At 53.7% G+C, this 24,759-nt stretch carries 21 protein-coding genes; 11 read left to right on the top strand and 10 right to left on the bottom strand.

The features are described 5' to 3' along the window. Nucleotides 1-49 precede the first annotated feature (49 nt). Nucleotides 50-1,447, bottom strand: a complete 1,398-nt coding sequence (locus PLIM_RS06920; RefSeq protein WP_013109606.1) for an MBL fold metallo-hydrolase — start codon at nt 1,445-1,447, stop codon at nt 50-52. Between the two features lie 507 nt (nt 1,448-1,954). Between PLIM_RS06920 and rsfS the strand changes: the two genes are divergently transcribed. Together rsfS and argS are read left to right on the top strand one after the other, a co-directional pair. Next, nucleotides 1,955-2,389 (top strand): ribosome silencing factor, encoded by a 435-nt coding sequence (gene rsfS / locus PLIM_RS06910; protein ID WP_013109604.1) that lies wholly within the window; start codon nt 1,955-1,957, stop codon nt 2,387-2,389. An 87-nt stretch (nt 2,390-2,476) separates the two neighbouring features. Further along, the gene (gene argS / locus PLIM_RS06905) at nt 2,477-4,459 is read left to right on the top strand and encodes an arginine--tRNA ligase (RefSeq protein WP_013109603.1); all 1,983 of its coding nucleotides are present in this window, start codon (nt 2,477-2,479) and stop codon (nt 4,457-4,459) included. 18 nt (nt 4,460-4,477) lie between these two features. On the opposite strand, the gene PLIM_RS06900 is transcribed toward argS, so the two are convergent. Further along, nucleotides 4,478-4,993, bottom strand: coding sequence for a hypothetical protein (locus PLIM_RS06900; protein WP_013109602.1), 516 nt, complete (start codon nt 4,991-4,993; stop codon nt 4,478-4,480). A 42-nt stretch (nt 4,994-5,035) separates the two neighbouring features. Further along, nucleotides 5,036-7,393, bottom strand: coding sequence for a DUF2079 domain-containing protein (locus PLIM_RS06895; protein WP_013109601.1), 2,358 nt, complete (start codon nt 7,391-7,393; stop codon nt 5,036-5,038). 166 nt (nt 7,394-7,559) lie between these two features. Between PLIM_RS06895 and PLIM_RS22590 the strand changes: the two genes are divergently transcribed. Beyond that, nucleotides 7,560-8,378: a nucleoside 2-deoxyribosyltransferase gene (locus PLIM_RS22590; protein WP_230849421.1), complete on the top strand. Its 819-nt coding sequence runs from the start codon at nt 7,560-7,562 to the stop codon at nt 8,376-8,378. On the opposite strand, the gene pdxA is transcribed toward PLIM_RS22590, so the two are convergent. Then, entirely contained in the window at nt 8,368-9,393 is a 1,026-nt protein-coding gene (pdxA, locus tag PLIM_RS06885) for a 4-hydroxythreonine-4-phosphate dehydrogenase PdxA (protein ID WP_013109599.1), read from the bottom strand. The two genes, PLIM_RS22590 and pdxA, sit on opposite strands and share 11 nt — an antisense overlap. 259 nt (nt 9,394-9,652) lie before the next feature. Between pdxA and PLIM_RS06880 the strand changes: the two genes are divergently transcribed. From PLIM_RS06880 to PLIM_RS06860, 5 genes are all read left to right on the top strand, one after another. After that, complete coding sequence (locus PLIM_RS06880) at nt 9,653-10,183, top strand: 4Fe-4S binding protein (RefSeq protein WP_013109598.1); 531 nt, start codon at nt 9,653-9,655, stop codon at nt 10,181-10,183. 316 nt (nt 10,184-10,499) lie between these two features. Next, entirely contained in the window at nt 10,500-11,144 is a 645-nt protein-coding gene (locus PLIM_RS25130; RefSeq protein WP_013109597.1) for a DUF2203 domain-containing protein, read from the top strand. A gap of 85 nt (nt 11,145-11,229) precedes the next feature. Continuing rightward, nucleotides 11,230-11,775, top strand: coding sequence for an NADH-quinone oxidoreductase subunit A (locus PLIM_RS22585; RefSeq protein ID WP_013109596.1), 546 nt, complete (start codon nt 11,230-11,232; stop codon nt 11,773-11,775). A gap of 30 nt (nt 11,776-11,805) precedes the next feature. Continuing rightward, entirely contained in the window at nt 11,806-12,345 is a 540-nt protein-coding gene (locus PLIM_RS06865; protein ID WP_013109595.1) for an NADH-quinone oxidoreductase subunit C, read from the top strand. A 63-nt stretch (nt 12,346-12,408) separates the two neighbouring features. After that, nucleotides 12,409-13,659, top strand: a complete 1,251-nt coding sequence (locus tag PLIM_RS06860) for an NADH-quinone oxidoreductase subunit D (RefSeq protein WP_013109594.1) — start codon at nt 12,409-12,411, stop codon at nt 13,657-13,659. A gap of 256 nt (nt 13,660-13,915) precedes the next feature. Here PLIM_RS06860 and PLIM_RS06855 read toward each other — a convergent pair whose 3' ends face one another. Beyond that, the gene (locus tag PLIM_RS06855) at nt 13,916-14,590 is read right to left on the bottom strand and encodes an SOS response-associated peptidase (RefSeq protein WP_013109593.1); all 675 of its coding nucleotides are present in this window, start codon (nt 14,588-14,590) and stop codon (nt 13,916-13,918) included. Nucleotides 14,591-14,707: 117 nt separating this feature from the next. Between PLIM_RS06855 and PLIM_RS22580 the strand changes: the two genes are divergently transcribed. Genes PLIM_RS22580 through PLIM_RS06840 form a run of 3 tightly spaced genes read left to right on the top strand, consistent with a single transcriptional unit; the run spans nt 14,708 to nt 19,999 of the window. After that, nucleotides 14,708-15,466, top strand: coding sequence for an ImuA family protein (locus PLIM_RS22580; protein ID WP_013109592.1), 759 nt, complete (start codon nt 14,708-14,710; stop codon nt 15,464-15,466). Beyond that, entirely contained in the window at nt 15,381-16,916 is a 1,536-nt protein-coding gene (locus PLIM_RS06845) for a Y-family DNA polymerase (RefSeq protein WP_041401317.1), read from the top strand. Before PLIM_RS22580 ends, PLIM_RS06845 begins: the two co-directional genes overlap by 86 nt. Nucleotides 16,917-16,918: 2 nt before the next feature. Next, nucleotides 16,919-19,999: an error-prone DNA polymerase gene (locus tag PLIM_RS06840; protein ID WP_013109590.1), complete on the top strand. Its 3,081-nt coding sequence runs from the start codon at nt 16,919-16,921 to the stop codon at nt 19,997-19,999. 36 nt (nt 20,000-20,035) lie between these two features. On the opposite strand, the gene PLIM_RS06835 is transcribed toward PLIM_RS06840, so the two are convergent. The 5 genes from PLIM_RS06835 to PLIM_RS06815 all read right to left on the bottom strand — a co-directional run bounded on the left by PLIM_RS06835 (nt 20,036) and on the right by PLIM_RS06815 (nt 24,726). Beyond that, a complete protein-coding gene (locus PLIM_RS06835; RefSeq protein WP_013109589.1) occupies nt 20,036-21,199 on the bottom strand; it encodes a 5-(carboxyamino)imidazole ribonucleotide synthase in 1,164 nt (387 codons plus the stop codon). Beyond that, on the bottom strand, nt 21,196-21,693 hold the full coding sequence (purE, locus tag PLIM_RS06830; protein WP_013109588.1) for a 5-(carboxyamino)imidazole ribonucleotide mutase: 498 nt from the start codon (nt 21,691-21,693) through the stop codon (nt 21,196-21,198). The genes PLIM_RS06835 and purE overlap by 4 nt, the downstream gene beginning before the upstream one ends. A gap of 246 nt (nt 21,694-21,939) precedes the next feature. Continuing rightward, nucleotides 21,940-23,259: an aminotransferase class V-fold PLP-dependent enzyme gene (locus tag PLIM_RS06825; protein WP_013109587.1), complete on the bottom strand. Its 1,320-nt coding sequence runs from the start codon at nt 23,257-23,259 to the stop codon at nt 21,940-21,942. A gap of 93 nt (nt 23,260-23,352) precedes the next feature. Continuing rightward, the gene (locus tag PLIM_RS06820; protein WP_013109586.1) at nt 23,353-23,781 is read right to left on the bottom strand and encodes an iron-sulfur cluster assembly scaffold protein; all 429 of its coding nucleotides are present in this window, start codon (nt 23,779-23,781) and stop codon (nt 23,353-23,355) included. Between the two features lie 198 nt (nt 23,782-23,979). Continuing rightward, the gene (locus PLIM_RS06815; protein ID WP_013109585.1) at nt 23,980-24,726 is read right to left on the bottom strand and encodes a 2-phosphosulfolactate phosphatase; all 747 of its coding nucleotides are present in this window, start codon (nt 24,724-24,726) and stop codon (nt 23,980-23,982) included. Nucleotides 24,727-24,759 lie beyond the last annotated feature (33 nt).

Here is a 24,759-nt window from a genome sequence, read left to right as displayed (position 1 = left end):
GGGCATTTTCTTTTGCTTTGTCATTTCCAAGAGGAAATTCACAAACGCTCTAAAACTCAATCACTTCACCCGGCTTGGGAACTATTGGCGGCTCATCACAAACATCGGCCAAAAGGGAGGCAGTCGCTGCGGCTGGCCCTTCCTCGCTGTGCACCACGACGGCTTTTCCGCAACCTCCACTCTTACCAAGTTCGCCGAACCACCACTGGAAGTCGGCCGCATCGGCGTGAGCCGAAAGGCCAGTCAGACACTCGATGTCGGCTCGAATTTCCACTTCCCGATTCAGCACTTTCACAGGGGATCGGCGTTCCTGTAGACGCCGCCCGAGTGTTCCTTGAGCCTGAAACCCCATCAAAATCACGGTGTTCTTTTCATCAGCGAGGCCATGCTTGAGATGATGAACCACGCGACCGCTTTCGCACATGCCGCTCGAAGCAATGACCACAAATGATCCTTTGCGATAGTTGAGCGAGGCACTTTCCTGAGGTGTTCGTATGAATTGCAGTCCCGGAAAGCTGAAAGGATGCTCATCAGCCTGCCGGACACGCTGCACCGCCGCATCCATTTCGTTCAAATGCCGCAGATAAATCTGCGTGAGTTCCCTGGAAAGCGGGCTATCGACATACATCGGGATCCGCGGAAGCAGGTTCTGATTATTGAGATCATTGAGGTAGTACAGAATGTTTTGAGTTCGCCCCAGCGCAAACGCGGGGATAATCACACGTCCTTCGCGGGCGGCAGTTCTTTGAATGATGCGCTGGAGTTCAAGTTCCTGAGCACCCGCTTCCGGATGAATCCGGTTCCCGTAGGTTCCTTCGGTAATCAGCAGGTCGCATCGATCGACCAGTTGCGGATCACGCAGAATCGGCAATCCGCGCCTGCCAAGATCACCCGTGAAGACCACGCGCTTCCACTCCCCCTGTTCTTCCAGATCGAGCTCTACAATTGCCGAACCGAGAATATGGCCGGCTTCTCGAAATAGCATGCGAACATCTTTGCCCACATCTTCCCGTTGACCATAAGGAATCGTTTCAAAGAGATCACAGACGGCTCTGGCATGCTCTTCGGTGTATAACGGTTCGATGGCTCGTGCGTCGCGAGGATCCACATGCCGCCGCAGATGTTCCGCATCTTCCGCCTGAATCTTGGCGGCATCCCGCAACATGACCGCCGCAATCTCAGCAGTGGGTGGCGTGCAGAAGATCGGCCCTCGAAAACCCGCTTTATACAAACCGGGAAGATTCCCGCAGTGATCGATATGAGCATGCGAAAGAATGACCGCATCAAGCTCTTTGGGGCGGCAATGAAAATGACTGTTCTTCGCACGGGATTCAGCACGATGGCCCTGGAAAAGACCACAATCGAGCAGAAGCCGCCTCGTTGACGTCTCGATCAAATGCTGGCTGCCAGTCACTTCACCGGCAGCACCAAGAACAGTCAGTTTCATAAGAATGTTTTCAAATGGCGAATAATTTTAACTTTGACAGAAGATCTTTCCCGCACTTGTGAATCATATCAATCGATCGCGTCAGAAGTGATCCTGCCAAAAGTTCGATGAACCCGTTGGATTCGGGCAGTGTCATCAAGATCCTGTCGACCTGAGTTTGGCCCGCCAATCCGATTTGAAGTGTCATGCGGATTCTATGATTCAGCTGCGATTTGCGTGCCATGCTTGCGGCTCGGAGCAAGCATGCTTGATGGACTCTCCACTCGCCATTGATTTCTGGGATAGGTGGAATCAGGTTTTCAGTTGAAGAGCTTTGTTTTTAAGCCCTTTATTGGCTGTTGCTTGCATCAACATGACAGATCAGCGACGATATCAGCATAATCGATTCACATAAGAAACAGTTGATCAACCTGTCAGCTATTGAGAAATACCAGTAGTCACTCGTATCGGCTGGCTGCCAGGATTGATCAACATTTTGCCTTTTCGCCTCTGCAAGAGCTTGAGTTCATGACATCCACGAAAATTTATGACGAGACCACCTATCAGCAGGAACTCGTACTGCAGCAGCAGGATTCACTGAAGAATGCCTGCCATTGTGCCCGTCTGGCGGAAGAATTCCGTTGCAAAGACGTCGTACTCCTCGACCTGACAAAAATCACGCCGATTGCCGATTACTTCGTCATTGCCACTGCCACAAATCTCAGGCAGACAGCGGCACTTATCGAAGAAGTCAGAGGGATTTTCAAAAAACGTTATCAGGCACTTCCAGCTCTCGAAGGGGGCGAAAGTCAGTCGTGGATGCTGCAGGACTTCGGTACAGTCATCCTGCATGTGTTTGTCGCTGAGGCCCGTGAACTGTATGACCTCGAAGGTCTCTGGTCTGATGCGCCGCGACTGGACTGGAAAAAGCTCCTCTCCAGTGGTGCCGTCCAGATCTCTTAAATGCCATTTTGATGACACGAATCGTTGCCTGTCGAAAATTGCTCGATCAACAATGATGTCAGCCTCTCAGTGAAGTGAACCTTCCCCGTGAATCTGCTCCAACTCCTCCGACAGCGACTTCGCGATGCTCTGGTTCCATTAACACCTGAGCCTGAAAATTTTGTCGATATGCTCCGGCCAGCCGGAGACACCCGCTTTGGCGACTTCCAGGCCAACTGCGCGATGCCGATGCAGAAGTCGGTCGGGAAACCCGCGCGCGAAATTGCCGAGCAGATCGTGCAGGGGTTGAAGATCGATGACATCTGCGAACCTGCCACCGTTGCCGGGCCCGGGTTTATCAATCTGAAATTGAAAGAGTCGTGGCTCGAACAGGCAGCCACAGAATGCGCCCATGATGTGCAGTTAGGCCTCGAGCCGGCGTCACCTTCACGACGGTACATTGTCGATTTTTCTTCGCCGAACGTGGCGAAACCCATGCATGTCGGCCACCTGCGTAGCACAGTCATTGGCCACGCTCTTTACAAAGTCCTGAAAAAGCTGGGGCATTCCGTCCAGAGTGATAATCACATTGGAGACTGGGGCACTCAGTTCGGCATGATCATTTTCGGGTACAAGAACTTCCGTCATGAAAAGGCGTTTGAGGCCGCCCCCGTAGCGGAACTCGCAAGGCTGTATCGACTGGTCAATCAACTTTCCGATTATCACGCCCTGAAATCGACTTTCAGCGAGATCGAAGCCCGAGTTCCCACAGCGACAAAAAGTCTGGCAGAAGCCCAGGAACAATTGACGTATGCCGCGAAATCGGGAGTCAAAAAATCTCCGGAACTTCAGCAGCAGGTAAAAAAAGCGGAAGCTGAACTCAAAGAAGCAACAGAGGCACTGGAGAGTGCCACCAAAAAAATCACGGCTGTCGAGAGTGATCCTGAACTCCTGGAGATTGCTGCAAAACATCCCCGCATTGCTGAAGAAGCCCGATTAGAAACGGCGAAGCTGCATGCCGGAGATCCCGAGAATCTGGCTCTCTGGAACCAGTTCCTGCCCGATTGCCTCAAGGCTCTCGAAGGACTCTACGCTCGATTTGATCTGAAGTTTGACATGACACTCGGTGAGAGCTGGTACAACCCGATGCTCCCCGGAGTGCTCGAGCGACTCGAAAAAGCCAGACTGCTGACAACCAGTCAGGGTGCGCAGTGTGTGTTCATTGAAGGATACGAAGCTCCGTTCATTGTTCGCAAAAGCGACGGCGCCTTCACGTATGCCACAACCGATCTCGCCACCATCGAGTATCGTGTGGATTCTTTGCAGGCCGATGCCATTCTCTACGTGGTCGATAGCCGCCAGAGCGAGCATTTCGACATGCTCTTTGCGACAGCACGCAAACTAGGCTACAGCAATGTCGAGCTGACGCATGTCAAGTTTGGCACCATCCTCGGTGAAGACAAGCGGCCATTCAAAACGAGATCTGGCGACACTGTTGGCCTCGAAAGCCTGCTCGATGAAGCGGTTGTGCGGGCTCGACAGATTGTCAATGCCGGTGATGATGGCAAGCCGACAGGTGCTGAACTCGATGATACCACCCGGCAGGCGATTGCCGAAATCGTGGGCATTGGTGGGATCATTTACGCCGATCTGCACCACAGCCGCGAGAGCGATTACACGTTCAGCTTTGAAAAAATGCTCGCCACCAGGGGAGACACTGCCACCTACATGCAGTACGCCTATGCGCGAACTCATGGCATCTTTCGCAAGGGTGGCATCGACATCGAACAGTTGCGAAAAGGGAAACATCCCCTTCGATTGACGCAGCCATACGAACGCATGCTCGCTTTACAGCTGGTTCGATTCGGTGAAGCCCTTCACGACGTGGCTGCCGAATATCGACCCAATGTTCTCACGCAGTATCTGTTCGAAACCGCCAACAGATTCAGCACGTTCTTCGACGAATGCCCGGTTCTCAAAGAGACCGATGACTCGATCCGCAATAGCCGGTTGCTGTTATGCGACTGGACAGCCCGAGTCATGAAGGAAGGGCTTGGTCTACTGGGAATCCGCGTTGCCGAAAAGATGTAGTCGCTGTCCCGAGGGTGATTAACGATCTGTCTCTTTTGTCGTGTGTTTTGCTGCCAGTCGCCGGTAGATTTCGGCAACTTTGGGTTTGCCTTTGGCCTCGGCTTCATCGGCCTTGCGAAGATAATCATTCGCGGTCAATGCTGGCTTGGGAGCATCGGGCTCAACGGCTTCGGAGCTTTCTGCCGGGGATAAAGCCAGAATCTGACGATCCATCTCCTGCAGATCGATGATCCGCACACTGGCCGTCATCGAGCCACCACTCAGTGAACGACCGTAGGCCGGCCCACCAAATAGCGGATTTCTGGTCACAGGCCCGCGGGAAAGGGGAAAGGTCGAACGGGAAGGCATCGTGGTCAAACCACGGGAACTACCACCAATGAGAGTTCGACCACCATCCGGCACACTGATAGATGTCGCAGCACTCGACTGCCCCACCGAAGGAAGTTGCACAGCCTGATTCTGAGCCAAACCAACTTCGGCACAGCCGATGATGATGACAGTCAACAGGCCCGCTCTTGGCAAAATGGCAACCATGTGTGGCTCCTGGGAAAGACTTTCAGGGAGTGAAAAGCTGGTCTACGGAGACTCCCATCGTCTCTTCAAGACAATAAAATAACCATTTGTCGTGTCCGGGAGGAGTTCCCATTTCTCAGGATACTGAGCAAATTCTGGAATTTGCGACGGCTCGTGGATCGCACTGTAAGGGCCACGCGCGTCAATCACGATGTAATCCGTATCCTCGGGAACACGCAGTTCGTACCCACTCACCTTCCGCGGATACTTACTGTAATCATACGATCGCTCATAATGAGTATAACGCGGATGGACATAATCTGTTGAGGCAACTTTTGCAGTGGCCGGAATCAGATCTGCAATTTTTGAAAAAGCGGCTGCCCGCTCCGTGGGACGATAGAGCTGCTGCCACGACCAGTTCGAATTGGCATCCCAGAACGTGACTCCCATAGGCGAAAGAGAAAACCAGAGACCAGTTTGCAGGGCACAGGCCAATCCCCAGACCGCTAATCCTTCGGGTTGCCAGCCAGCGTAATTCTCATTGGGACGAATGGGGATCGACCAGTCTCCTGCCGCTGTCAGTCTTGCTCGGATGCGTTGAATCCATTCGCGACCGGAAACAATCCCATAGGCACTCGCCCACAAAAGAATGGCCACCAGCGGTGCATGAAATTGATGCCGGGGGTCTTGAGCAATGTTGTTCAGGCACAACAGACCAAACAACGGGACTCCCACCAGCAGGCGGCTGGGCGATAACAGAGGAAGAAATCCCAGTGGGGCCAAGAGAGAAATCGCAAACATCAGGGTCTGCAGGTTCAAAAGCCGCCCCAGCACTCGATCGGGACGAGTGGCCATATTCCAGGCAATCTCAGTGAATGATGAGCCGAATTCAGCATAATACCGGGCATAGTGGACGCCTTCTCCATCGCGGAAGAATGGAATCGCCACCTTGACCGCAAAAAGGAGATAAACCACAGAGCTTACCAACAGGATCCCACCAGCGATTCCCTGAGGGGTTTTGACCATTCTCCAGCACGACTGCTGGCAACGCTGCCAGAGACTGCTTGTTGCCTCTTGTGGAATGACTGCCGATGACTGCCAACCCACAGTCACCATGAGCCACAGGCCCAGCGGCCCAAAAATCAGCGAATAGTCTTCTTTAACCGTCAAAGTGATCAGCAGGCAGGTCAGCCAGCGCCATATGGGCGCCTTGCCAAGCCGCCATAATTCCAGTTGCCAGAGTGTCAGCAGGAGGAGCGGGATGCCAAATGCTTCGGGCCGGAAAGTCTTGAGATCGATTTCGATATCCAGAAACTGCATGGGGAAATACATCAGATAAGCCAGCCCCAGCCAGAATCCCGCGCGACGGCCAGCTCCTGAAACCAGGCACAATTGAAAGACGATCAAAGCACCACTAGCCAGTGCCAGCGTCTCGCACATTTCCAGCAAAAGGTGCGATTTCCAGATCGAGTAAAGAGGCAATAACCCCAGGTGGATCACCTGCAGATGTTCACCAAGAAAAAACCCTTGATCGAGGTAACTGCGGAAGCCTTTTCCGTGCAGAATGTTCCACAAATGCTCTTCGTACATGGCCGAATCGCCATGTGGAATTCTCAGATTGAACCAGAGAGCCCAGTTCATACTGATAAAGACCAGACTGTAGGCAAGTGTCAAAGCCAACAACGAACGCCAACTCGATTTCTCAGCAGATGATGCGAGCGAAGCAGTGTCGTTTGGCGGCACGGCCGGTTGTGCCGACTGTTCATGGCCCCGAGACTGCTCAGAACCGAGTGACCACCAGGCCCACAGAGCACAGGCCAGCGAGAGTGCCAAGGTCATGGAAGCATTCGCCTCGACCACCCCAACCAGACTTTCCCAACCCGTCAGCAGGCCGACTGTCCAGCACAATTGCCACACGAGCAGCCACGATAAACTTTGACCGAACTTTTTCCCCCAGAGTGAGTATCTTCCGGGCTGGGCATTACCTGTCGATTTTGCCAGAGGTAAACTTGTTTCCGTTCCTTCCAGAGTCTGAGGCAACAGCCAGCCACCAACCAGCCAGCCCATCACGACAAACAGACTGCTGATGATCATTGTCGAGGCAAACGGCACATCATACGAGACTTTCAAACCACTGGGATCAATGAATCTTTGCAGGCTCCCTCCCAGCGCCAGACTGATTTTTTGTGCGGTCACCAAACTGACAAATTGACTCGCCATCTGCTGGCTGCCAAGCCAGTCCCGCAGGCACATGGCCAGGCCAATCATCCCCAATCCCAGCCACCCCCCGGAACTTCGCCACGGCAAACGCTGCCAGGTTGCTGCATTGCCAGTCAATCGGGAGGAATCGACAGATCGCGCCGGTTGAGGCGAGCGTGAACCACGGTTTTTCTTCGACATTCGCTCAATTGCCTCGGCCATCGCAGGCTCTACTCTTGCTGATACAAGACCGCCCGCCAACAATCGTCATCAGTTTCAAAAACATCTTTGTTTGCACCGTCAGGTGTTTTACACAGGATAACGACTTGCCACTCCAGCCAACATCACCAGATGAGAATCGCCGTAAGACTTCAACCCTGGTTTTGAATTGAAGCAAGGTATTGAATCGATCAACCTGTATTCTCATCAGAAACAATTTGCGAAAAGTCTGTCGATGAATGTGCTCCCGCGAGTTTATTGTGCCGGTCCTCTGTTCAACAGTAGCGAACGCGAGGAAATGACCTCGATCGCCAATCGACTGAACGCAGCTGGCTATCCGGTCTACCTGCCTCATCGCGATGGCATGGAATTTCGCCTGGTGCTGGATGTTTTGATCGCTCGGGGATACGAAAAAGCTGTCGCTGGTCAGTTCCTCCACAGCGCAATCTTTGCACTCGATGTCTATCAACTCGTCTTTGCCTGCGATGCGATCGTGTGGAATCTCAATGGTCGCGTCCCGGATGAAGGTGCAGTTTCCGAAGCGGCGATGGCTTGGATCCTGGGCAAACCGATGATTGCCTTCTCGGATGATGCCCGCTCGCTGATTGAAGGTCGCATCAATCCACTCCTGTTTGGTCTGGTCGATTTCCAGAAGGTGACTCTTATCGAAGAGATTGTCCCCGCACTTCAAGCGGCTCTGCAAAACTATCGAGCTGCGGGCTGGGTTCCTGCTGCGGAAAAACCTTTGCACCATCTGCCACCACGAGTGAGCCGGGCTGTCTCGGATGGAGCCGCATTGTGGAGCCTACTTGAAAACAAGCCCATCGAAGTCTCTCAGGCACAGCACCATGTCCCCGATGAACAGCCCCAGTTTGTGGTGGGTGCTCAGCCTGTCTCGGCTGTTGATGAGATTGATAACGAACGCATCGCCGACTGCGTCATCAAACTCTTTGCTCCGGAACGGCTGTTACCAATGACTACATCTTGAGCGATTTTGTCGCCAGTTTGTTTGCTAATCGGATGGCTGCATAGAGGCTGCCAGGATTCGCCAGACCTTTCCAGGCGATGTCCAGAGCCGTACCGTGATCAACACTGGTGCGAACAATCGGCAAGCCCAGAGTGGTATTCACTGCGGAATCAAAGGCCAGTGCCTTGACGGGGATATGTCCCTGATCGTGATACATACAGACCACTGCGTCAGAAGTGCGTCGGCGTGCTGGAACAAATGCGGTATCGGGTGGGAGTGGCCCTTCGACCGAAAACCCCTGCTTTCTGGCCATGTCGACAGCCGGTGCAATAATGCGTTCTTCTTCCCTCTGTCCAAATAATCCATGTTCACCCGCATGCGGGTTCAGCCCGCAAACAAGGATTTTTGGCACTCGATCACGAATTTTCAGTAACGCTTCGTGAGTGAGTTCAATAACTTCCAGAATTCGCTGAGTGCTCAGCAATTGCGGCACTTCAGCATACCCACAGTGGACTGTCACGAAAGTGCACACGACTTCTTCCGAATACTGCATCATGCACCAGCGATTCGATTGAGTTCTGCTGGCGAAAATCTCGGTGTGGCCGGGAAACTGATGTCCCGCCAGATGAAGTGCCTCTTTGCTGATGGGAGCCGTTGTAATTGCCGCCACCCGTCCAGCAAGGGCAGCGTCAATCGCTCGCTGAATGTACTGAAAACTGGCATCACCCGTGGCAGCATTCACAGTTCCGGGCGTGAATTGGCTCAGCTCAATGGCCCCGCAATCAATCACGGTCGGCCCGGTGACAGACATGCCCTTGGTAAATTCTGATAATGAGATCACGGGAGTTGCCAGCTTCTGCCCCGTACTGGCTGCGGCCGCCTCCAGCACCTCAGCATCACCCCAGATGATCGGCAAACTATCTTCAAGAACTGAGGGCTGAGCCAGTAATCGGACACAAAGTTCCGGGCCAACTCCAGCCGGGTCACCCATCGTGATGGCAATAAGAGGTCGGGTGGTGTATGAGTGCTGATCCATGACCTGTGCCAATCATCGACTTCAAAAAGAACTGCGGAGTGACTCCTTCGTCAACTGAGGAATCGTTTGTACCGCAATGTCTTTCGGCATAGTCGCACTTTTGGACATTTGTCGCAAATGTCGCGAACTTCTAGTGAGTGAGAAATCTCTTCATTGGATTGAGAGAGACTGGGGGAAATGATCCTGACCTTGCGACAGTTTCTCACTGGCCTATAATCATCTGGTGAGCGATGGCTGGTCGGGCTCAAGGCGGTGATGGATGCGAATCTGGTTACAAAATGTCTGGCTGGCTGTCAGCAGTGTGATTCGGGGACTTTGGCTCACGTTGCGAGTGTGGCTGAAGACTTACCGTCGCCCGACCTTCACTGAAGTCTATGAGTATCCCGAGCAACCCATCCCGCTCAAGGCACGGTACAGGGGCTTCCATCGTTTTGATCTGACGACATGCATCGGCTGCGATAAATGTGCCGTGGCGTGCCCAGTGGATTGCATCTACATCAACAAATCCCGAGTTCCCGGAAGCAAGGGCTTTCAAGTTGATGGATTCGCAATTGATTACACCAAATGCATGTTCTGTGCGTTATGTGTGGATCCGTGCCCTGTCGATTGTATTTTTATGGGCTCGAATCACGACTTGAGCTGTTACAACCGAGACGGTTGTGTTGTCGACTATGCCAAGCTCCCCCTGGAAATTGCGTGGGGAAGAGCCACATTGACACCCAATGCAGTAGCAGCCTCAAAAGTGATCGATGAACCTGTGTGGATCAAAGGCGAATCTTCAACGACTTAGCATGAACATTGTCTGCCAATTTGCTTACGCGGCAGAGCGATGAGTGACACTCGGGTCACTTCTCAAAACAAAATTGAATTCTTTATCATCTGGAAACTGAATCAAACAGCACGACATTCCTAAAAACTTCGACAAATTGGCTCAGGCACCGCCGACGACACGAGAAGACTCAGGTACAATTCCAAGAAGCTTTTCGAAAGAATGAATATTGATCGAACTGGCCCGACGGACATTTTCGGGCAACTGATCAACGAATGAATTGGACGACAGACGACATTTCTGGTTTTCCTACTCCCTGTCTTTAGAGGGTTAGCCCGTGCAAGCACCCGCCACACGTTCCAGGCGATATACATTCGCATCTGCGAAGAAGTCGATGCCGCTGGTGCAGGCCATCACGAAGGATATTGTCGAACTTCATCGAGATCTGTTGGCTCGACATAGCCGACTGCAAGAGATGAAGTCGCGGCACCGCAGGGCCAACTCCTCGGCTCCACTGGCCTATCGGGAAGAAGTCGAGCAGATTCAGTACCACCTCGCTCAGGATGAACAACGCCTGGAAGGCTATGTTGCCGAGCTGGAAGCACTGGGTATTGTCGTTCGTGATCGCTCGGTGGGTCTGATTGATTTCCCGACGAAAATTGATGGTGTCGATGCCACACTTTCGTGGAAAATTGGTGAGCCCGAAATTGCCCACTGGTATGGTGTCGGTCATCTGGCGGACATCCGTTCTCCACTCTCTGCGGAACAGAAGGGAGAGCCTCAGACTGAAGAAAAAATTGCCACTCCCTCTCTTTCGACAGGGCTGACAGATCCCACAGTCATAATTTCAGCTTCTGGAATATCGCCATCAGGCATTTCCTTACCAGCTAGAGATGCACTGAGTCCTGAAACTCAGCAAAACCCGGAAGGCCATGGCAAAACGGGTGCAGGCAATACTGGTTCCGGTGATGCCTCCGTTTAGGTTGAATCCGTCTTAGATCGAATCCGGCTGAAATCCTGCAGTTGATGACAGGCAGTTTCTCCACTGACGAGTGTTCTTATCTGATATGACAGACGTTGCTGGCCATTTATTGATCTTCACTCTCTGCGGCGTTGTGCTCTTTGTCATCCCGCTGGTCATCGGAAGATGGATTCGACCTGACCGACCTTCTGCTGCCAAAGACGATATCTACGAATGTGGTGAACCAACCATCGGATCGAGCTTTATTCAGTTTGATCTCAGATTTTATGTCGTTGCACTCCTCTTTATCGTGTTCGATGTGGAACTGGTTTTCTTCTTCCCCTGGGCACAGGTGTTCGGCTCAGCCATTCATCTGGCGGATACTTCAATCTCTGCCGACGCTGCCAATCATCTCACTTCGACACTCTTTCCAGAGATACTTTCTCCCTCAGCCTCTCAGCAAAATTCTGCAACCTCAACAACCAGCCTGCATCCCAGGGCAGCACTGGCATTAGGCTGGATGTCATTTGTTGATGTCATCATCTTCTTTGCAGTGCTCCTCGTCGGGTTTGCCTACCTCTGGAAACGGGGGGACCTGGATTGGGTGCGGGCTGACGAATTGAAATCCATTGCCAATCCATCCCACAGATAATGCACATCTTGAATGTGGTACGAGTGACCGATGTCCAGCCCGACTTTTGAATTCGCTCTGCTAGAGCAACAACTCCCCGGTGGTTCCGTCCGCCTGGTTGAAGCCGCCACCGGCGACTCGTGGATCGAACTGAAGAGCCATGCCCTTCGCCAGGCCTGCCAGATACTGCGAGATCACCAGGATTGCCAGTTCAATGTTCTTTCGGATCTGACAGCCGTTGACTGGTTCAGCCCGGCAGGGAAAAAACCGGTCATTGCCGACCCACGTTTCGAAGTCGTCTATCACCTGCTTTCACTCTCTCGTCGGCAGACACTGACTTTGAAAGTGATTTTGCCTCGACCAGGTGGAGATGAACTGTCCAAGGACGCTGAACTCCCCGAGATCCCGTCGATTGCCGACCTTTGGCTGGCGGCCAATTGGCACGAGCGCGAAGCCTTCGATATGTTTGGAATTCGTTTTAAGGGTCATCCCGATTTACGGCGGATTCTTTGTCCAGAAGACTGGGAAGGGTATCCACTTCGCAAAGATTATGAATTCCCGCTGGAATATCATGGAATTCGCGGACGATGATCTGGCCAATTCGCGTTTTTCAATTCACCGACTATTCGCATGACATGAAATAGACCATAAGCCATGCCTCAATTTGCCGACCAGAGGATTATCGAACTTGACGTTCGCACCGACGAAATGCTGGTCAATATGGGGCCACAACACCCCAGCACGCATGGTGTTTTGCGACTTGTACTCCGAACTGACGGCGAAATTGTTCACGAAGTCATTCCTCACCTGGGATATCTGCATCGCTGTGCCGAAAAAATCGGTGAGCATCTCGCACCTCCCCAGTGGGTTCCTTACACAGACCGCATGGATTATCTCGCGGCCATGAACATGAACCTGGGTTTCTCCCTGACAGTGGAGAAACTCATGTCGCAGGTGGCTCCTCCAAAAGCTCAGTTAATCCGGGTCTTTGTCGCTGAACTCAACCGCATTGCCAGCCATCTTCTCGGGATGGGTGCCTACGGGCTCGACCTGGGTTCATTTACCCCCTTTCTTTATGGGTTTCGCGAGCGCGAAATTATTCTTGATCTGCTCGAAGAGGTTTGCGGCGCTCGACTGACTTACAGCTACGTCACTCCGGGTGGAGTCACTCACGATCTCCCCGAAGCCATCCCGATTCCACCTGGTCTGGCGATGCTCACCGGCAGGCCAGCGGGTGCCACGATCTCGTGGGTCGACGCCGTGATTCTCTTCCTCGATTGGCTGGGCCCCAGAATCGATGACTACCATACACTTCTGACAGAAAATCATATCTTCGTCCAAAGGACAGCCGGCCTGGGAGTGTTGACTCGCGAAAAAGCCATCTCTTACGGCTGCTCAGGGCCCGTGCTTCGCGGGAGTGGAGTGGAGTTCGATCTTCGTCGTCATGGAGATAAAATCTATACGTCCCTCTACGAAAAGTTTGAGTTCGATATCCCCACGGCCCCTTTTCGCAATGCTCCGCGCGAAGTCATTGTGGGGGATAACTGGTGTCGTTTTTATGTCCGCATGCTGGAAGTCACACAATCGATGCGCATCTTGAGGCAAGCAGCCGATCTTTGGACGATTGGCGGAGTTTCTCAGGATCCCGCCGGACACAAAGTCCCCTATCGGCTGACAACCAAACTTCCTGCTGCAGAAGTTTATCTGGAAACAGAATGCCCTCGCGGCCAGATGGGTTTCTACGTCATCGGCAATGGAGCTGCCGAACCTCTCCGGACTCGAGCAAAAAGCTCCTCGTTCTGTAATCTCTCGGTGATCAGCGAACTCTGCCAGGGAGTCCTCCTGGCAGACATCCCCTCAATCGCCGGCTCTCTCGATATCGTGATGGGCGAGATCGATCGATAAGAGAAGCAACACAAACTCCTTCCGTCACACGAGTTGCAAGTTCGTCAACAGCCCATTGTCTGACCCATTTGAGGTTTGTTATCGGGGTTTGCAGTGCGTGGAGAGTGCATCGTATTGCCGTCTTCGTCGCTCGAAAGCCGTCCCACTCGCTTTCCTGGTCAAGGGTCATCTGGAACAAGCAGTTCAGCTTGCTGGTGAACGCCGCAATAACCGAGGTGAGTGATCACTATGGCGAGCGTTCTGGTCGAGATGGCGGTTACTCCGATGCGATTGGGACGATGCATTCGCTGGATTCATTCTTCGGTGAATTGACCAGCGTGCTGACGGGATAAGCCTCCATCTCATCGTCGGGATAGGGGCCGAGCAACGACAGCAGCGGCTCCGGTTGTTCGATGTCCTGATCCAGCCAGATATCAGCAGCAGCCTGGGAAAGGATGACCGGCATGCGGTCGTGCAATTCCGACATGAGGGTGTTAGCGTTCGTCGTAATGATCGTGCAGGTCTCGATGGGCGTGCCGGATTTCGTCCAGCGTTCCCAAAGACCGGCGAATGCAAACGGTTTTGCGTCCTTCATGCGAATGAAGAGGGGCTGTTTTATTTTGCCTTCCTGCCTCCATTCGTAGAAGCCGTCCGCCAGGACGAGACAGCGGCGGCGTCTCAGTGCGGTCTTGAACGACGGTTTTTCGGCGAGAGTCTCCGCACGGGCATTGATCATGTGGTTGCCGATTTTGAGGTCGTCCGCCCAGGCCGGTACCAGTCCCCATCGCAACAGCACCAGTTCCCGTGAAGTCGAATCAGGGATGGAACGGACAGCAGCGACCTGCTGTGTGGGAGCGATGTTGTAGCGTGGCTCCCACTCGACCTGCGACTGGGCAGCATAGAGCTGGAGCAGTTGGTTGAGATGAGTTCTGAGGGTGTACCGACCGCACATTGGTTTACGTCATTCCGATTTCTTGACCGAACATCCTTACGCTACGGTCGTCCGCCGACCGACCTGCAGCTTGACAAAAAATATACACATGTATAGTTTTCAAGCAAGGAGCGGAACATGGGGAAACTGAATCTTTACGATACCCAGAAGCAGACAATTGTCGAACTCCAAAGCCGGATTCGGGCTTGGGAACGAGGAGCTTCATTATACTCAACACATTATCTCAAAACAGGTTGTGGTGCCTTGGACACCCTGTTTCCCGGCCAGGGAGTGCGTCAGGGGAGCCTTGTCGAGTGGCTGGGAGATGGTAATTCCAGCGGTGCTGGCACAGTTTCCCTGATAACTGGTTGGAGGGTCTGCCCTGCAGGACGTCCGCTGGTGCTGATCGACACTCGCCACGACTTGTTTCCACTGTCGCTTTCGCTGCTGGGCTTTGATCTCTCCCGGCTGATCCTGATTCGACCAGCTTCCAAGCGGGAGGCTCTCTGGGCGTGTGAAGAGGCATTACGCTGCGAAGCGGTCGGGGTCGTCTGGGCGAATATCGAGCAAATCACCAGCACCAGCTTTCGACGTCTTCAATTGGCAGCGGAAGATTCAGCAGGGATCGGCTTTCTCGTGAGATCCGCGAAAGCCGTGCATCAACCTTCATGGGCAGAAGTCCGGTTCAAGGTTTATCCACGCCCTTCTCTGCGTGGCTCACCCGGCTTTCAAGTGGAAGTTATTTCCCATCACGGGAAACCCCATCACTCCATGGCGGACATCATGATCGACAGCTGGAAGGGAACGCTTTATGAGAACAGGCACTCAGCGAATCCTCTGCCTCTGGTTCCCCGAATGGACGCTCCAGCGACTTATCGTCGCTCGACCGGAACTTGACCGATGTCTCCTCCTGCTGACCGAGCGGATGCAACGGGGAGAGTTCGTTCGCTATGGCAACCGACTGGCACAGAAACGTGGCGTGCGGGTAGGAATGCCGGTCTCGGAAGCCCGGACGTTTTTCCAACCTCGCGACCGCATCATTATGGAAGCGGTCCAGTCTCCACAGGATCGACAAGCATTAATTGAACTCGCTCTGCGTTGTGAGCGGTTCAGCTTTCGTATTGGACTGGAAGATACCGACCGCCCCGAAAGCATTCTGATGGATGTGACCGGGGTCGCCCAATTCTTTTCCGGTGAGCAGGCACTCGCCGAGGAATTAGACCGAGCACTCTCAAACAAGCGTTATCACAGTCGGATCGCCATCAGCGAGACCATCGGCTCAGCTTGGGCAGCAGCTCATTTTCTGGCAGGTTCGCATCAGCCAGTCGTTATCCCTGCAGGAGAACTCCACCGGCTGGAACCGCTGCCTGTGATGGGGCTGCGGTTAGACGACTCCACGCTGGCCAAACTGCAGCGGCTGGGCATCCAGACCATTCGTCAGGTGCTGGATTTGGATCGTGCTTCGCTGACACGCCGCTTCGGAGCAGAAATTGTCACTCGCCTTGATCAACTCAAAGGACGACGCCCGGAGTCGATCACCCCTTGCCATCCGCTGCCAACGTATCGGGTCGAGCGAAATCTCGAAGAGGGCATTTCTCACCCGGAAGCCATTGAACATCTCTGGTCTCTGCTGCTGCGACAACTGCTGGACTTGCTCACCCCGAAATGCCTCGGCACTCGCCATCTGGAATGCCGGTTGATCATGGAAGACCGTACCTCACAATCGTTGAGCCTTCGTCTCTGCGAAGCAACCAGCGATCAGCAGCACATCACCGATCTGCTGCGGTTCCAACAGGAAAAACTGCGGCTTCCATCTCCGGTTATCACTCTGATCATGGAAGCGCTGGACGTATCCCCTCTCGAAGCTGCCCAACAGGAGTTGTTCGATGGAGGCACACGAGGTCATGCACGGCAATTCTCGATGCTGGTAAATCGTCTCAGCAGCCGTCTGGGGGCAGAAGCTGTCCTCGTCCCCTGCTTGCTTCCCGATCCTGTTCCCGAACGAGCGGTGCAAATGCATCAGGTATCCGATGTAAACTCTGCGGAGTCCACCACGTTCCCCGCACGATTTCATGGGGTTGATCGTCCCACGGCCTTATTTCCTGAGCCAAGACCTGTTGAGGTCATCGCTATGTTGCCAGACGGGCCTCCCGCTGTGCTGTTCTGGCAGGGAATACGGTTCGACATTTCCTATTCGACGGAACCGGAGCGAATCGAATCCGGCTGGTGGGATGGTGAATACGTCTGCCGGGACTACTACCGTGTCGAAACAGCTTCAGGCCAATGGCTGTGGGTCTTCCGACGCCTTCAGGATCATTGCTGGTTCTGGCATGGGGAGTTCTTTTAACCATGTCTTACGCCGAACTGCATTGCCTGACCAACTTCTCGTTTCTGGAAGCAGCGTCTCATCCCGACGAGATGGTTGCCCGTGCTGCCGAACTGGGCTATTCCGCACTGGCAGTCACTGACATCAACTCGCTCGCGGGCGTGGTACGAGCCAACACCGCCACCAAGGATCATCCACCACTCAAGCTGATCGTCGGGTCCGAAATCCGCCCTGTCGATGCCTCGCCGATCGTGGTGTGGGTCAAGGATCGTCGAGGTTACGCCAACCTGTGTCGGCTCATCACGACCGGTCGACGACGGGCACCGAAGGGAGAGTGTCACCTCACTTTAGACGACATCGCTCAGCACGCTGCCGGGCTATTGGCAGGAGTGGTTCCGCCTTTGCACTGTGAAGAGTTTTCCATCAACGACGCTTACCTTTATCGAGACATCTTCGGTGAAGCATTTCTACTGGCCGAACTGCATCGAGGTCCGCACGACCACTACCGACGTGGCTGGCTGCAAGACCTGTCTCGACAAACGAACCTCCCGCTTGTGGCAGCGGGAAACGTGCTGTTTCACGTCCCTGACCGCAAACCGCTGCATGATGTTCTGACAGCGATCCGGCTTGGCACGACGGTTGCCCAAGTCGGAGAAGCCCTTCAGACCAACGCCCAGCGTCATCTGCGTCCACTGGATTCACTCAAGGCGATCTATGGCGACATACCAGGGGCGTTGGAACGGACGTTGATGATTGCCGAACAGTGTACGTTCTCGCTCGATGAACTCCGCTACGAGTACCCTGAAGAACTCGCTCCACCCGGCTTCTCACCGATTCAATACCTGCAACATCTGACGTGGCAGGGAGCCGAACAGAGATATCCGCACGGGTTGCCGGAGAAGATCCGACATCTTTTGGAACACGAACTGAACCTGATTGAAGAACTCCGCTATGAGCCGTACTTCCTTACGGTTTGGGATATCGTGCGTTTTGCCCGATCCCGTGACATTCTCTGCCAGGGACGCGGATCGGCAGCGAACTCGGCGGTTTGTTATTGCCTGGGAATTACTGCCGTTGATCCTGAACGGATCGATGTGCTCTTCGAGCGGTTCATCAGCCGGGAACGGGACGAAGCTCCCGACATCGATGTCGATTTCGAGCACGAACGCCGGGAAGAGGTCTTGCAGTACCTCTACAATAAGTACGGAAGGGAACGAGCGGGGATCGCCGCCGTCACAATCACTTACCGCCCCCGTTCGGCGATTCGGGATGTGGGCAAGGCCTTAGGGTTCTCGCTCGATCTGGTGGATCGACTGGCCAAGAACGCAGACCACTACCGGGCTTCTGACGATTTCCGTCTGCGATGTCAGGAAGCGGGACTCGACATCCGGTCAATCACCGGTCGGCAGTTCGTGCATCTTGTCGGAGAGCTTCTCGGATTTCCACGGCATCTCTCACAGCACGTCGGTGGGATGGTCATCACGCGAGGTCCGTTGCATGAACTTGTTCCCATCGAGAATGCGGCGATGGATGGACGCACGGTCGTGCAATGGAATAAGGACGATCTTGACGATCTTGGCATCCTCAAAGTCGATTGTCTGGCACTAGGGATGTTGACCGCTATTCGCAAGTGCTTCGCTCTGGTCGAATCGACGACCGGCAAGACCCTCACGCTGGCGAGTATTCCCGAAGGAGATGAACGTGTCTATGACATGATCTGCCGTGCCGACACGATGGGAGTGTTTCAGATTGAGAGCCGGGCCCAGATGTCAATGCTCCCCAGGCTCAAGCCGCGCTGTTACTACGATCTCGTGATCGAGGTCGCTATCGTGCGTCCGGGTCCCATTCAAGGTGACATGGTTCACCCGTACCTGCGACGACGTTTCGGTGAAGAAGAGGAAACGTATCCCAATGAAGCTATCCGGCGAGTGCTGAAGAAGACGCTTGGCGTCCCGCTCTTCCAGGAGCAGTGTATGCAACTGGCGATTGTGGCGGCGGGATTTACTCCGGGGGAAGCCGATCAATTGCGTCGAGCAATGGGAGCATGGAGACGCCCCGGCGTCATCGACCAGTTCCGTCAAAAGCTGCTCGATGGCATGAAGCAGCATGGACTGGAAGGGGAGTTCGCCGAACGGGTCTTTCAGCAGATACGTGGTTTCGGGGAGTACGGCTTTCCAGAAAGCCATGCAGCCAGCTTCGCCTTACTGGTCTACGTCTCGGCATGGCTCAAGTACCACTTCCCCGCTCAATTCACGGCGGCGGTCATCAACAGTCAACCCATGGGGTTCTACGCTCCATCTCAACTGGTGCAGGATGTTCGCAAACATCAGATCGAGGTTCGGCCTGTGGACGTGAACCGTAGCGAGTGGGATTGCACGCTCGAACAAGAGAGTCTTCGTCTTGGTTTTTGTCTCATCAAAGGATTACAGGAATCTGCCGCTTTGACCGTCGTGGAAAGCCGACGTGATGGCTCCTTCACGTCGATGCATGATTTCGTTCGTCGCACATCACTCCCTCAAGCCCAGGTTGAACGACTGGCGGAAGCGGACGCTCTGGCCAGCCTGAATCAGACTCGCCGGGTAGCGGTCTGGAATGCGTTGTCGGTCTCGAAAAAGCCTCGGCAAAGAACGCTCTTCGACGATCTCGAACCGGAGGAGGAACCAGAGGCGACCTTACCGACGATGGCCCCCGAAGAAGAAGTTCATGCCGACTACCGGATGACGGGGCTCTCTTTGCGGTCTCATCCTCTGGCGTTCCACCGAGAACGGCTTGAAACGCTGGGAATCATTCCGGCAGAACGTCTCGCTCAAGTTCCTGATGACACGCTCGTAAAAGTCGCTGGGATCGTACTGATGCGGCAGCGTCCCAGCACTGCCAAGGGAATCACCTTCGTGACAATTGAGGATGAGACCGGCACGGCCAATCTCGTTGTTCACATTCAGACATGGGAACGCTTTCGAAAGATCACCCGCCATTCTCAAGCCTGGATTGTCCACGGACACGTCGAATGCAAGGAGACCGTGATTCACGTCATCGTCCGCCGGATCGAGGATCTTTCGACTCGACTTTCCTCACTTCCACTAAAGTCACGGGACTTCAGGTGAAGCCCAGTTGATGCCGGTTCGATGAACAAGGATTGATCAATCTTTTGTCATCAGATTCTGCCGGGCTGTGATGACAGCTTGCCGAGCTTCGGCAACGGAAGTACCTACAGTCGTGAGATGGCCCATTTTGCGGCCCATTCGAGCTGCTTCTTTGCCGTAAAGATGCAGCTTGATGGTGTGGTTAGCCAGAGCTTTTTCCCAGCGAGGGGTTCCCTTGGCCTCGACCCAGACATCACCCAGCAGATTCGCCATGGCACACGGGCCGTGCGATGCACTCGACCCCAGAGGGAGACCACAAATGGCCCGCACCTGTTGTTCAAACTGGCACGTCACATGCCCGTCGATGGTTAAATGACCCGAGTTATGCGGCCTGGGTGCCACCTCATTAATTAACACATCACCCGTCTTGGTGATGAAAAATTCAATACAAAGAATTCCAACGACATCCAGAGCCAGAGTCGCCTGCACGGCCACCTCAATCGCGGCCTTTTCGATCTTTTCCGAGAGAGCCGAAGGGAAAGTGGTGATATCCAGGATGTGATGATGGTGCTCGTTTCGTAGCGGGCCATAAATGGCCATTTCACCATTGAGTCCTCGGGCGACGATGACAGAGGCTTCACATTGGTAATCGATAAACGCTTCGAGAATCCCTTCGTCAGTCTTCAGCGATTCCCAGGCTTTGGGCAAATCGGATTGCTGTCGCAGAATCACCTGCCCTTTACCATCGTAACCCCATGATGCAGTCTTCAGAACCGCTGGTAGCCCCAGTTCAACAGCCGCTTGTTCCAGATCCACTAAAGAACGAACTGCTCGAAAAGGCGTGACTGGCAACCCGCGTGAGGCAAAGAACGATTTCTCCCTCAGGCGATGCTGGGTGGTGTGCAGGACATGGCCACCGGGTCTGACTGGACAGATCTGGTCAATGGCAGCCGTCGTAGCCGATGGAACATTTTCAAACTCAAACGTGACCACCGAAACACCACGCGCGAACGCAGCGACCGCGTCGAGATCTTCGTAAGCTCCTTGAATTTCCAGATCAGCCACCTGGCCAGTCGGCGTGTCATCATCGGGAGAGTAGACATGCACTCGATAACCCAGCCGACGAGCAGCGATGGCAAACATTCGTCCGAGTTGCCCGCTGCCGAGGACTCCCAGGATAGAGCCCGGCTGAATGATTGTCGTCGTCGGCGATGCACTCATGGAAGCGTCTCAGAGAGGACTTTCGTCCGCTGTTCGTGATGGAATTGATGCAGGCGTTCTGCCAGCGAAGAATCGTAAATGGCCAGTATGCGGATTGCCAATAAGGCGGCATTGCGTGCGCCCGCTTCGCCAATCGCCAATGTTCCAACAGGGATGCCACCCGGCATCTGCACGATGGAAAGCAGTGAGTCGAGCCCCTGCAGCGACTTGCTCTGAACAGGAACTCCCAGCACTGGCAATATGGTTTGGCTGGCCACCATCCCGGGTAAATGGGCTGCACCTCCAGCTCCGGCAATGATGACCTTGATGCCACGTTCCTCGGCTGACCTGGCATATTCGCACATCCACTCCGGAGTACGATGGGCAGAGACAATCTTCGATTCGAACAGTACACCAAAACTCATGAGCACTTCTGTCGCCACCCGCATGGTTTCCCAATCGGAGCGGCTCCCCATGATCACGCCAACCAGTGGAACTGAAGGAGGTGTCTGCATAGCTTCCTCTCTTAATGCGTGGCGTCGTCTGCTGGCCCATCATTATCTGGAACTCATCATTCACGGTGATGACCTGATCTTCCGCAGGAAGATTGCTCAACCCGTTACGCCGTCAACCGTTTCAAATCGTAACGGCGACAATCGGTCTGTCCAATCGAACTCCCTGGGCGATTCGAGGAAATTGACCAATCTGCTGGACAATTTCTCTTCACGGTATGAGTTCAGGGGCTGAAGAATGCGCCATGATCAAAGGGATCGATTGGCACGACGGTGAGGTCGTCGTTGGAAGAATTCAATCGCCTTTTCGATGGCAGAAGCGAGTTTTTCCACTTCATCTGGCGTGTTATAGAAAGCGAAACTGGCCCGTGCTGTCGCAGCCACACCAAAGAGTTCATGCAAAGGCATCGTGCAATGATGATTTGCCCTAATTGCTACACCTTGCTTATCCAAACGGTCGGCCAGATCATGGGCATGAATATAATCATGCGACATGCTGATAATGGCGCCCTTACTAGACAACTGCGGCCCGAAAATCGTAATACCTTTAATATTACTTATTCTTGCATGCGCTAGCTCAAGTAGCGAATGCTCGTATCTGGCAATCGACTCCATACCGATGGATTCCAGATAGTCAATTGCTGCGCCCATCCCTGCACATTCGACAAAGGCCGCGGTCCCCGCTTCGAGACGTGCCGGAAGATCGGCCCATGTTGAACCCCACTTTGTGACCTCACGGATCATGTGCCCGCCACCAAAGACCGGTTGAATCTCTTCAAGGGCCTCAGACTTCCCGTACAGAATGCCAAGACCTGTGGGCCCGAGAAGTTTGTGGCCTGAGAACGCTAGAAAATCGATGTTTCCAGCTTGCACATTGGTCAGGCCATGGGCAGCACTTTGAGCGGCATCGACAAAGATACGTGCGCCAACGGCGTGAGCGGCATCAGCCAATTGAGTAACTGGATGGATTGTGCCAGTGACATTCGACATCCCCGCCACGGCGACAAGCCGTGTTCGGCTGTTGATATACTCATCCAGCCGAGACAAATCGAGCTGCCAATCTGCTGTGAGAGGGAGAAACCTCAGAGTGGCTCCAGAAGCTTGTGCTGCCATTTGCCAGGGAACAAAGTTCGCGTGGTGCTCCATCTCATTGAGCAGAATCTCATCACCGGGCCGTAGATGCTTCGCTGCCCATCCGTGCGCAACCAGGTTGACAGACATCGTCGTCCCGGAGGTAAAAATCACCTGCTCGGCTGTTGAAGCACCGATGAATCGAGCAATCTTTTCGCGTGCCGACTCCATTTCGGTCGTCATGCGATCGCCCAGGGCGTGAATGCCCCGATGAACATTCGAGTTGTATTTCTCATAGGCTTCAACAAGCTTGTCAACCACGACCTTTGGTTTCTGAGATGTGGCTGCCGAGTCAAGATAGACCAGCGGAAGATTGTCATGCACTAGTTCACTGAGAATCGGAAAATCTTGGCGGATCTGTCTGATTCGTTCCATACTCAGGTCGTTTGTCGTCTGCACATCTAGGGGGAACTCATTAAAAGTCGGAGAGGCCGACATAATCGATTACCTGATTTCTATCGCAAAGGAAACGCTGGCCAAATCAGGCCGACGTCTGGTTCAGACTATTTAAGACTTAACGAACTCTATTGGTTAGCGAGGATGGATCGTTACCGGATGAATCGGCAGACCACTTTTATGTTCATCCTGTGCGTAAACGAGAGTTTTGAGAACCCTGAAGGCCAGCAGTCCACACTTCTGGCGACTGGCAGTCAGAGGAACCTTCAGCAGGTCCAGCATGTCCTGACCTTGCATGTCCCGCAGCTCTTCGAGCGTTTTCCCCTCGATGTGCTCACATAGAATTGACGCACCCGCCTGACTGATGGCACAGCCGCGTCCCTGAAACCACGCCTCTTCGATGGTCGATCCATCGAGCTTCAATTCCAGCTTGATTTGATCACCACAAAGTGGGTTTTTATCGGCATGGGCGCAACTGGGGCACTCAAGTTTCCCACAATGATAGGGAGACTCAAAATGATCGAGAATATAGTCGTCGTACAACTCATCCAGTCGATCCGCCACAGTTCACCTCTTAGATATTCCCCACAAATGTCTTTTTCACATTGTAGAATGCGAAAAAGTGGCGTCTAGGGTTCATCGGCACTTTCTCCTGGATTCAGAACCAGGAATTCAAGATTTTTCAGTTAACAGCCCCTGGGCGAAACATCAAATCCATGATCCTGACGATCGGCGGGCTCTGCAAAACCTTGACCAAAAGACCTAAATCGTTATGATTCCAGTTGTTGCATCAAAACTCGGCACACTCTTGAACAGATCGAATGTGGCTGCCCGGTCGATTTGCAAATCAAACCCCAGCCGGACGCAATTACGGCCACCAAAACTGGATCTCATCGCTCTACGAAAAGTGGCGGAATCTTTCGTGCGATTGCGATAGGAATCCAGCACAAGTTGAAGCTGGTCATCGGTACGGTCGAACAGCTCCTGCTGGTCTTTCTCCAAAAGCTTCCACGCAATTCCACCGGCACACAAGGCATCTTCGAGAGTCACTTTCCCCCGAGTTCCGGCACAGACAAGATGCACCGGCCCGGTGGTCGCATAGACCTTGTCGACCACGGCGGACAAATTCACAAAGGCTCCGATTAATATCTGTCTGGCAGCTTTCGCACGCTCAAGCGCGGCTGTGCCATTAGTAGTTGTGAAGACAATCTGCTTACCAGCCACAACATCGCGGGTATAGGCCAGGGGGTTGTTATCGAGGTCAAAACCAGGGATCAGCAGTCCATCTCGTTCTCCGCCCAGCAGAACCTGTTCGGGGGTCAATCTGGAAGCCACTACGCGAGCCTGCTCGACGTCAGCGACTGGGATCACACCCTGCGCACCATTCTCTAAAGCATGAATGATCGTCGTCGAGGCACGTAAGATGTCGAGAATGACTACGACACCCCCTTGAACCTGCTCAGGATCAAACAACTGAGGCACGAGATGGACAAAAAGTGGTCGAGTCATGCAGGAAGTTTAGGCAACTGATCCAACTTTTTC

It is taken from the genome of Planctopirus limnophila DSM 3776 (assembly GCF_000092105.1).
GTDB classification, from domain to species: domain Bacteria; phylum Planctomycetota; class Planctomycetia; order Planctomycetales; family Planctomycetaceae; genus Planctopirus; species Planctopirus limnophila.
This window is presented reverse-complemented; position numbering and strand designations above follow the sequence as displayed.

What these genes read in the sequence shown, in the direction of transcription:
- rsfS (WP_013109604.1), top strand. Translation starts at nt 1,955, where the DNA reads ATGACATCCACGAAAATTTATGACGAGACCACCTATCAGCAGGAACTC.
- PLIM_RS06895 (WP_013109601.1), bottom strand. Translation starts at nt 7,393, where the DNA reads ATGGCCGAGGCAATTGAGCGAATGTCGAAGAAAAACCGTGGTTCACGC.
- PLIM_RS06860 (WP_013109594.1), top strand. Translation starts at nt 12,409, where the DNA reads ATGCCTCAATTTGCCGACCAGAGGATTATCGAACTTGACGTTCGCACC.
- PLIM_RS06845 (WP_041401317.1), top strand. Translation starts at nt 15,381, where the DNA reads ATGAGAACAGGCACTCAGCGAATCCTCTGCCTCTGGTTCCCCGAATGG.
- PLIM_RS22580 (WP_013109592.1), top strand. Translation starts at nt 14,708, where the DNA reads ATGGGGAAACTGAATCTTTACGATACCCAGAAGCAGACAATTGTCGAA.
- PLIM_RS06920 (WP_013109606.1), bottom strand. Translation starts at nt 1,447, where the DNA reads ATGAAACTGACTGTTCTTGGTGCTGCCGGTGAAGTGACTGGCAGCCAG.
- pdxA (WP_013109599.1), bottom strand. Translation starts at nt 9,393, where the DNA reads ATGGATCAGCACTCATACACCACCCGACCTCTTATTGCCATCACGATG.
- PLIM_RS06880 (WP_013109598.1), top strand. Translation starts at nt 9,653, where the DNA reads ATGCGAATCTGGTTACAAAATGTCTGGCTGGCTGTCAGCAGTGTGATT.
- PLIM_RS06815 (WP_013109585.1), bottom strand. Translation starts at nt 24,726, where the DNA reads ATGACTCGACCACTTTTTGTCCATCTCGTGCCTCAGTTGTTTGATCCT.
- PLIM_RS06855 (WP_013109593.1), bottom strand. Translation starts at nt 14,590, where the DNA reads ATGTGCGGTCGGTACACCCTCAGAACTCATCTCAACCAACTGCTCCAG.
- PLIM_RS06900 (WP_013109602.1), bottom strand. Translation starts at nt 4,993, where the DNA reads ATGGTTGCCATTTTGCCAAGAGCGGGCCTGTTGACTGTCATCATCATC.
- PLIM_RS06865 (WP_013109595.1), top strand. Translation starts at nt 11,806, where the DNA reads ATGTCCAGCCCGACTTTTGAATTCGCTCTGCTAGAGCAACAACTCCCC.
- PLIM_RS22585 (WP_013109596.1), top strand. Translation starts at nt 11,230, where the DNA reads ATGACAGACGTTGCTGGCCATTTATTGATCTTCACTCTCTGCGGCGTT.
- PLIM_RS06840 (WP_013109590.1), top strand. Translation starts at nt 16,919, where the DNA reads ATGTCTTACGCCGAACTGCATTGCCTGACCAACTTCTCGTTTCTGGAA.
- purE (WP_013109588.1), bottom strand. Translation starts at nt 21,693, where the DNA reads ATGCAGACACCTCCTTCAGTTCCACTGGTTGGCGTGATCATGGGGAGC.
- PLIM_RS06825 (WP_013109587.1), bottom strand. Translation starts at nt 23,259, where the DNA reads ATGTCGGCCTCTCCGACTTTTAATGAGTTCCCCCTAGATGTGCAGACG.
- PLIM_RS06835 (WP_013109589.1), bottom strand. Translation starts at nt 21,199, where the DNA reads ATGAGTGCATCGCCGACGACGACAATCATTCAGCCGGGCTCTATCCTG.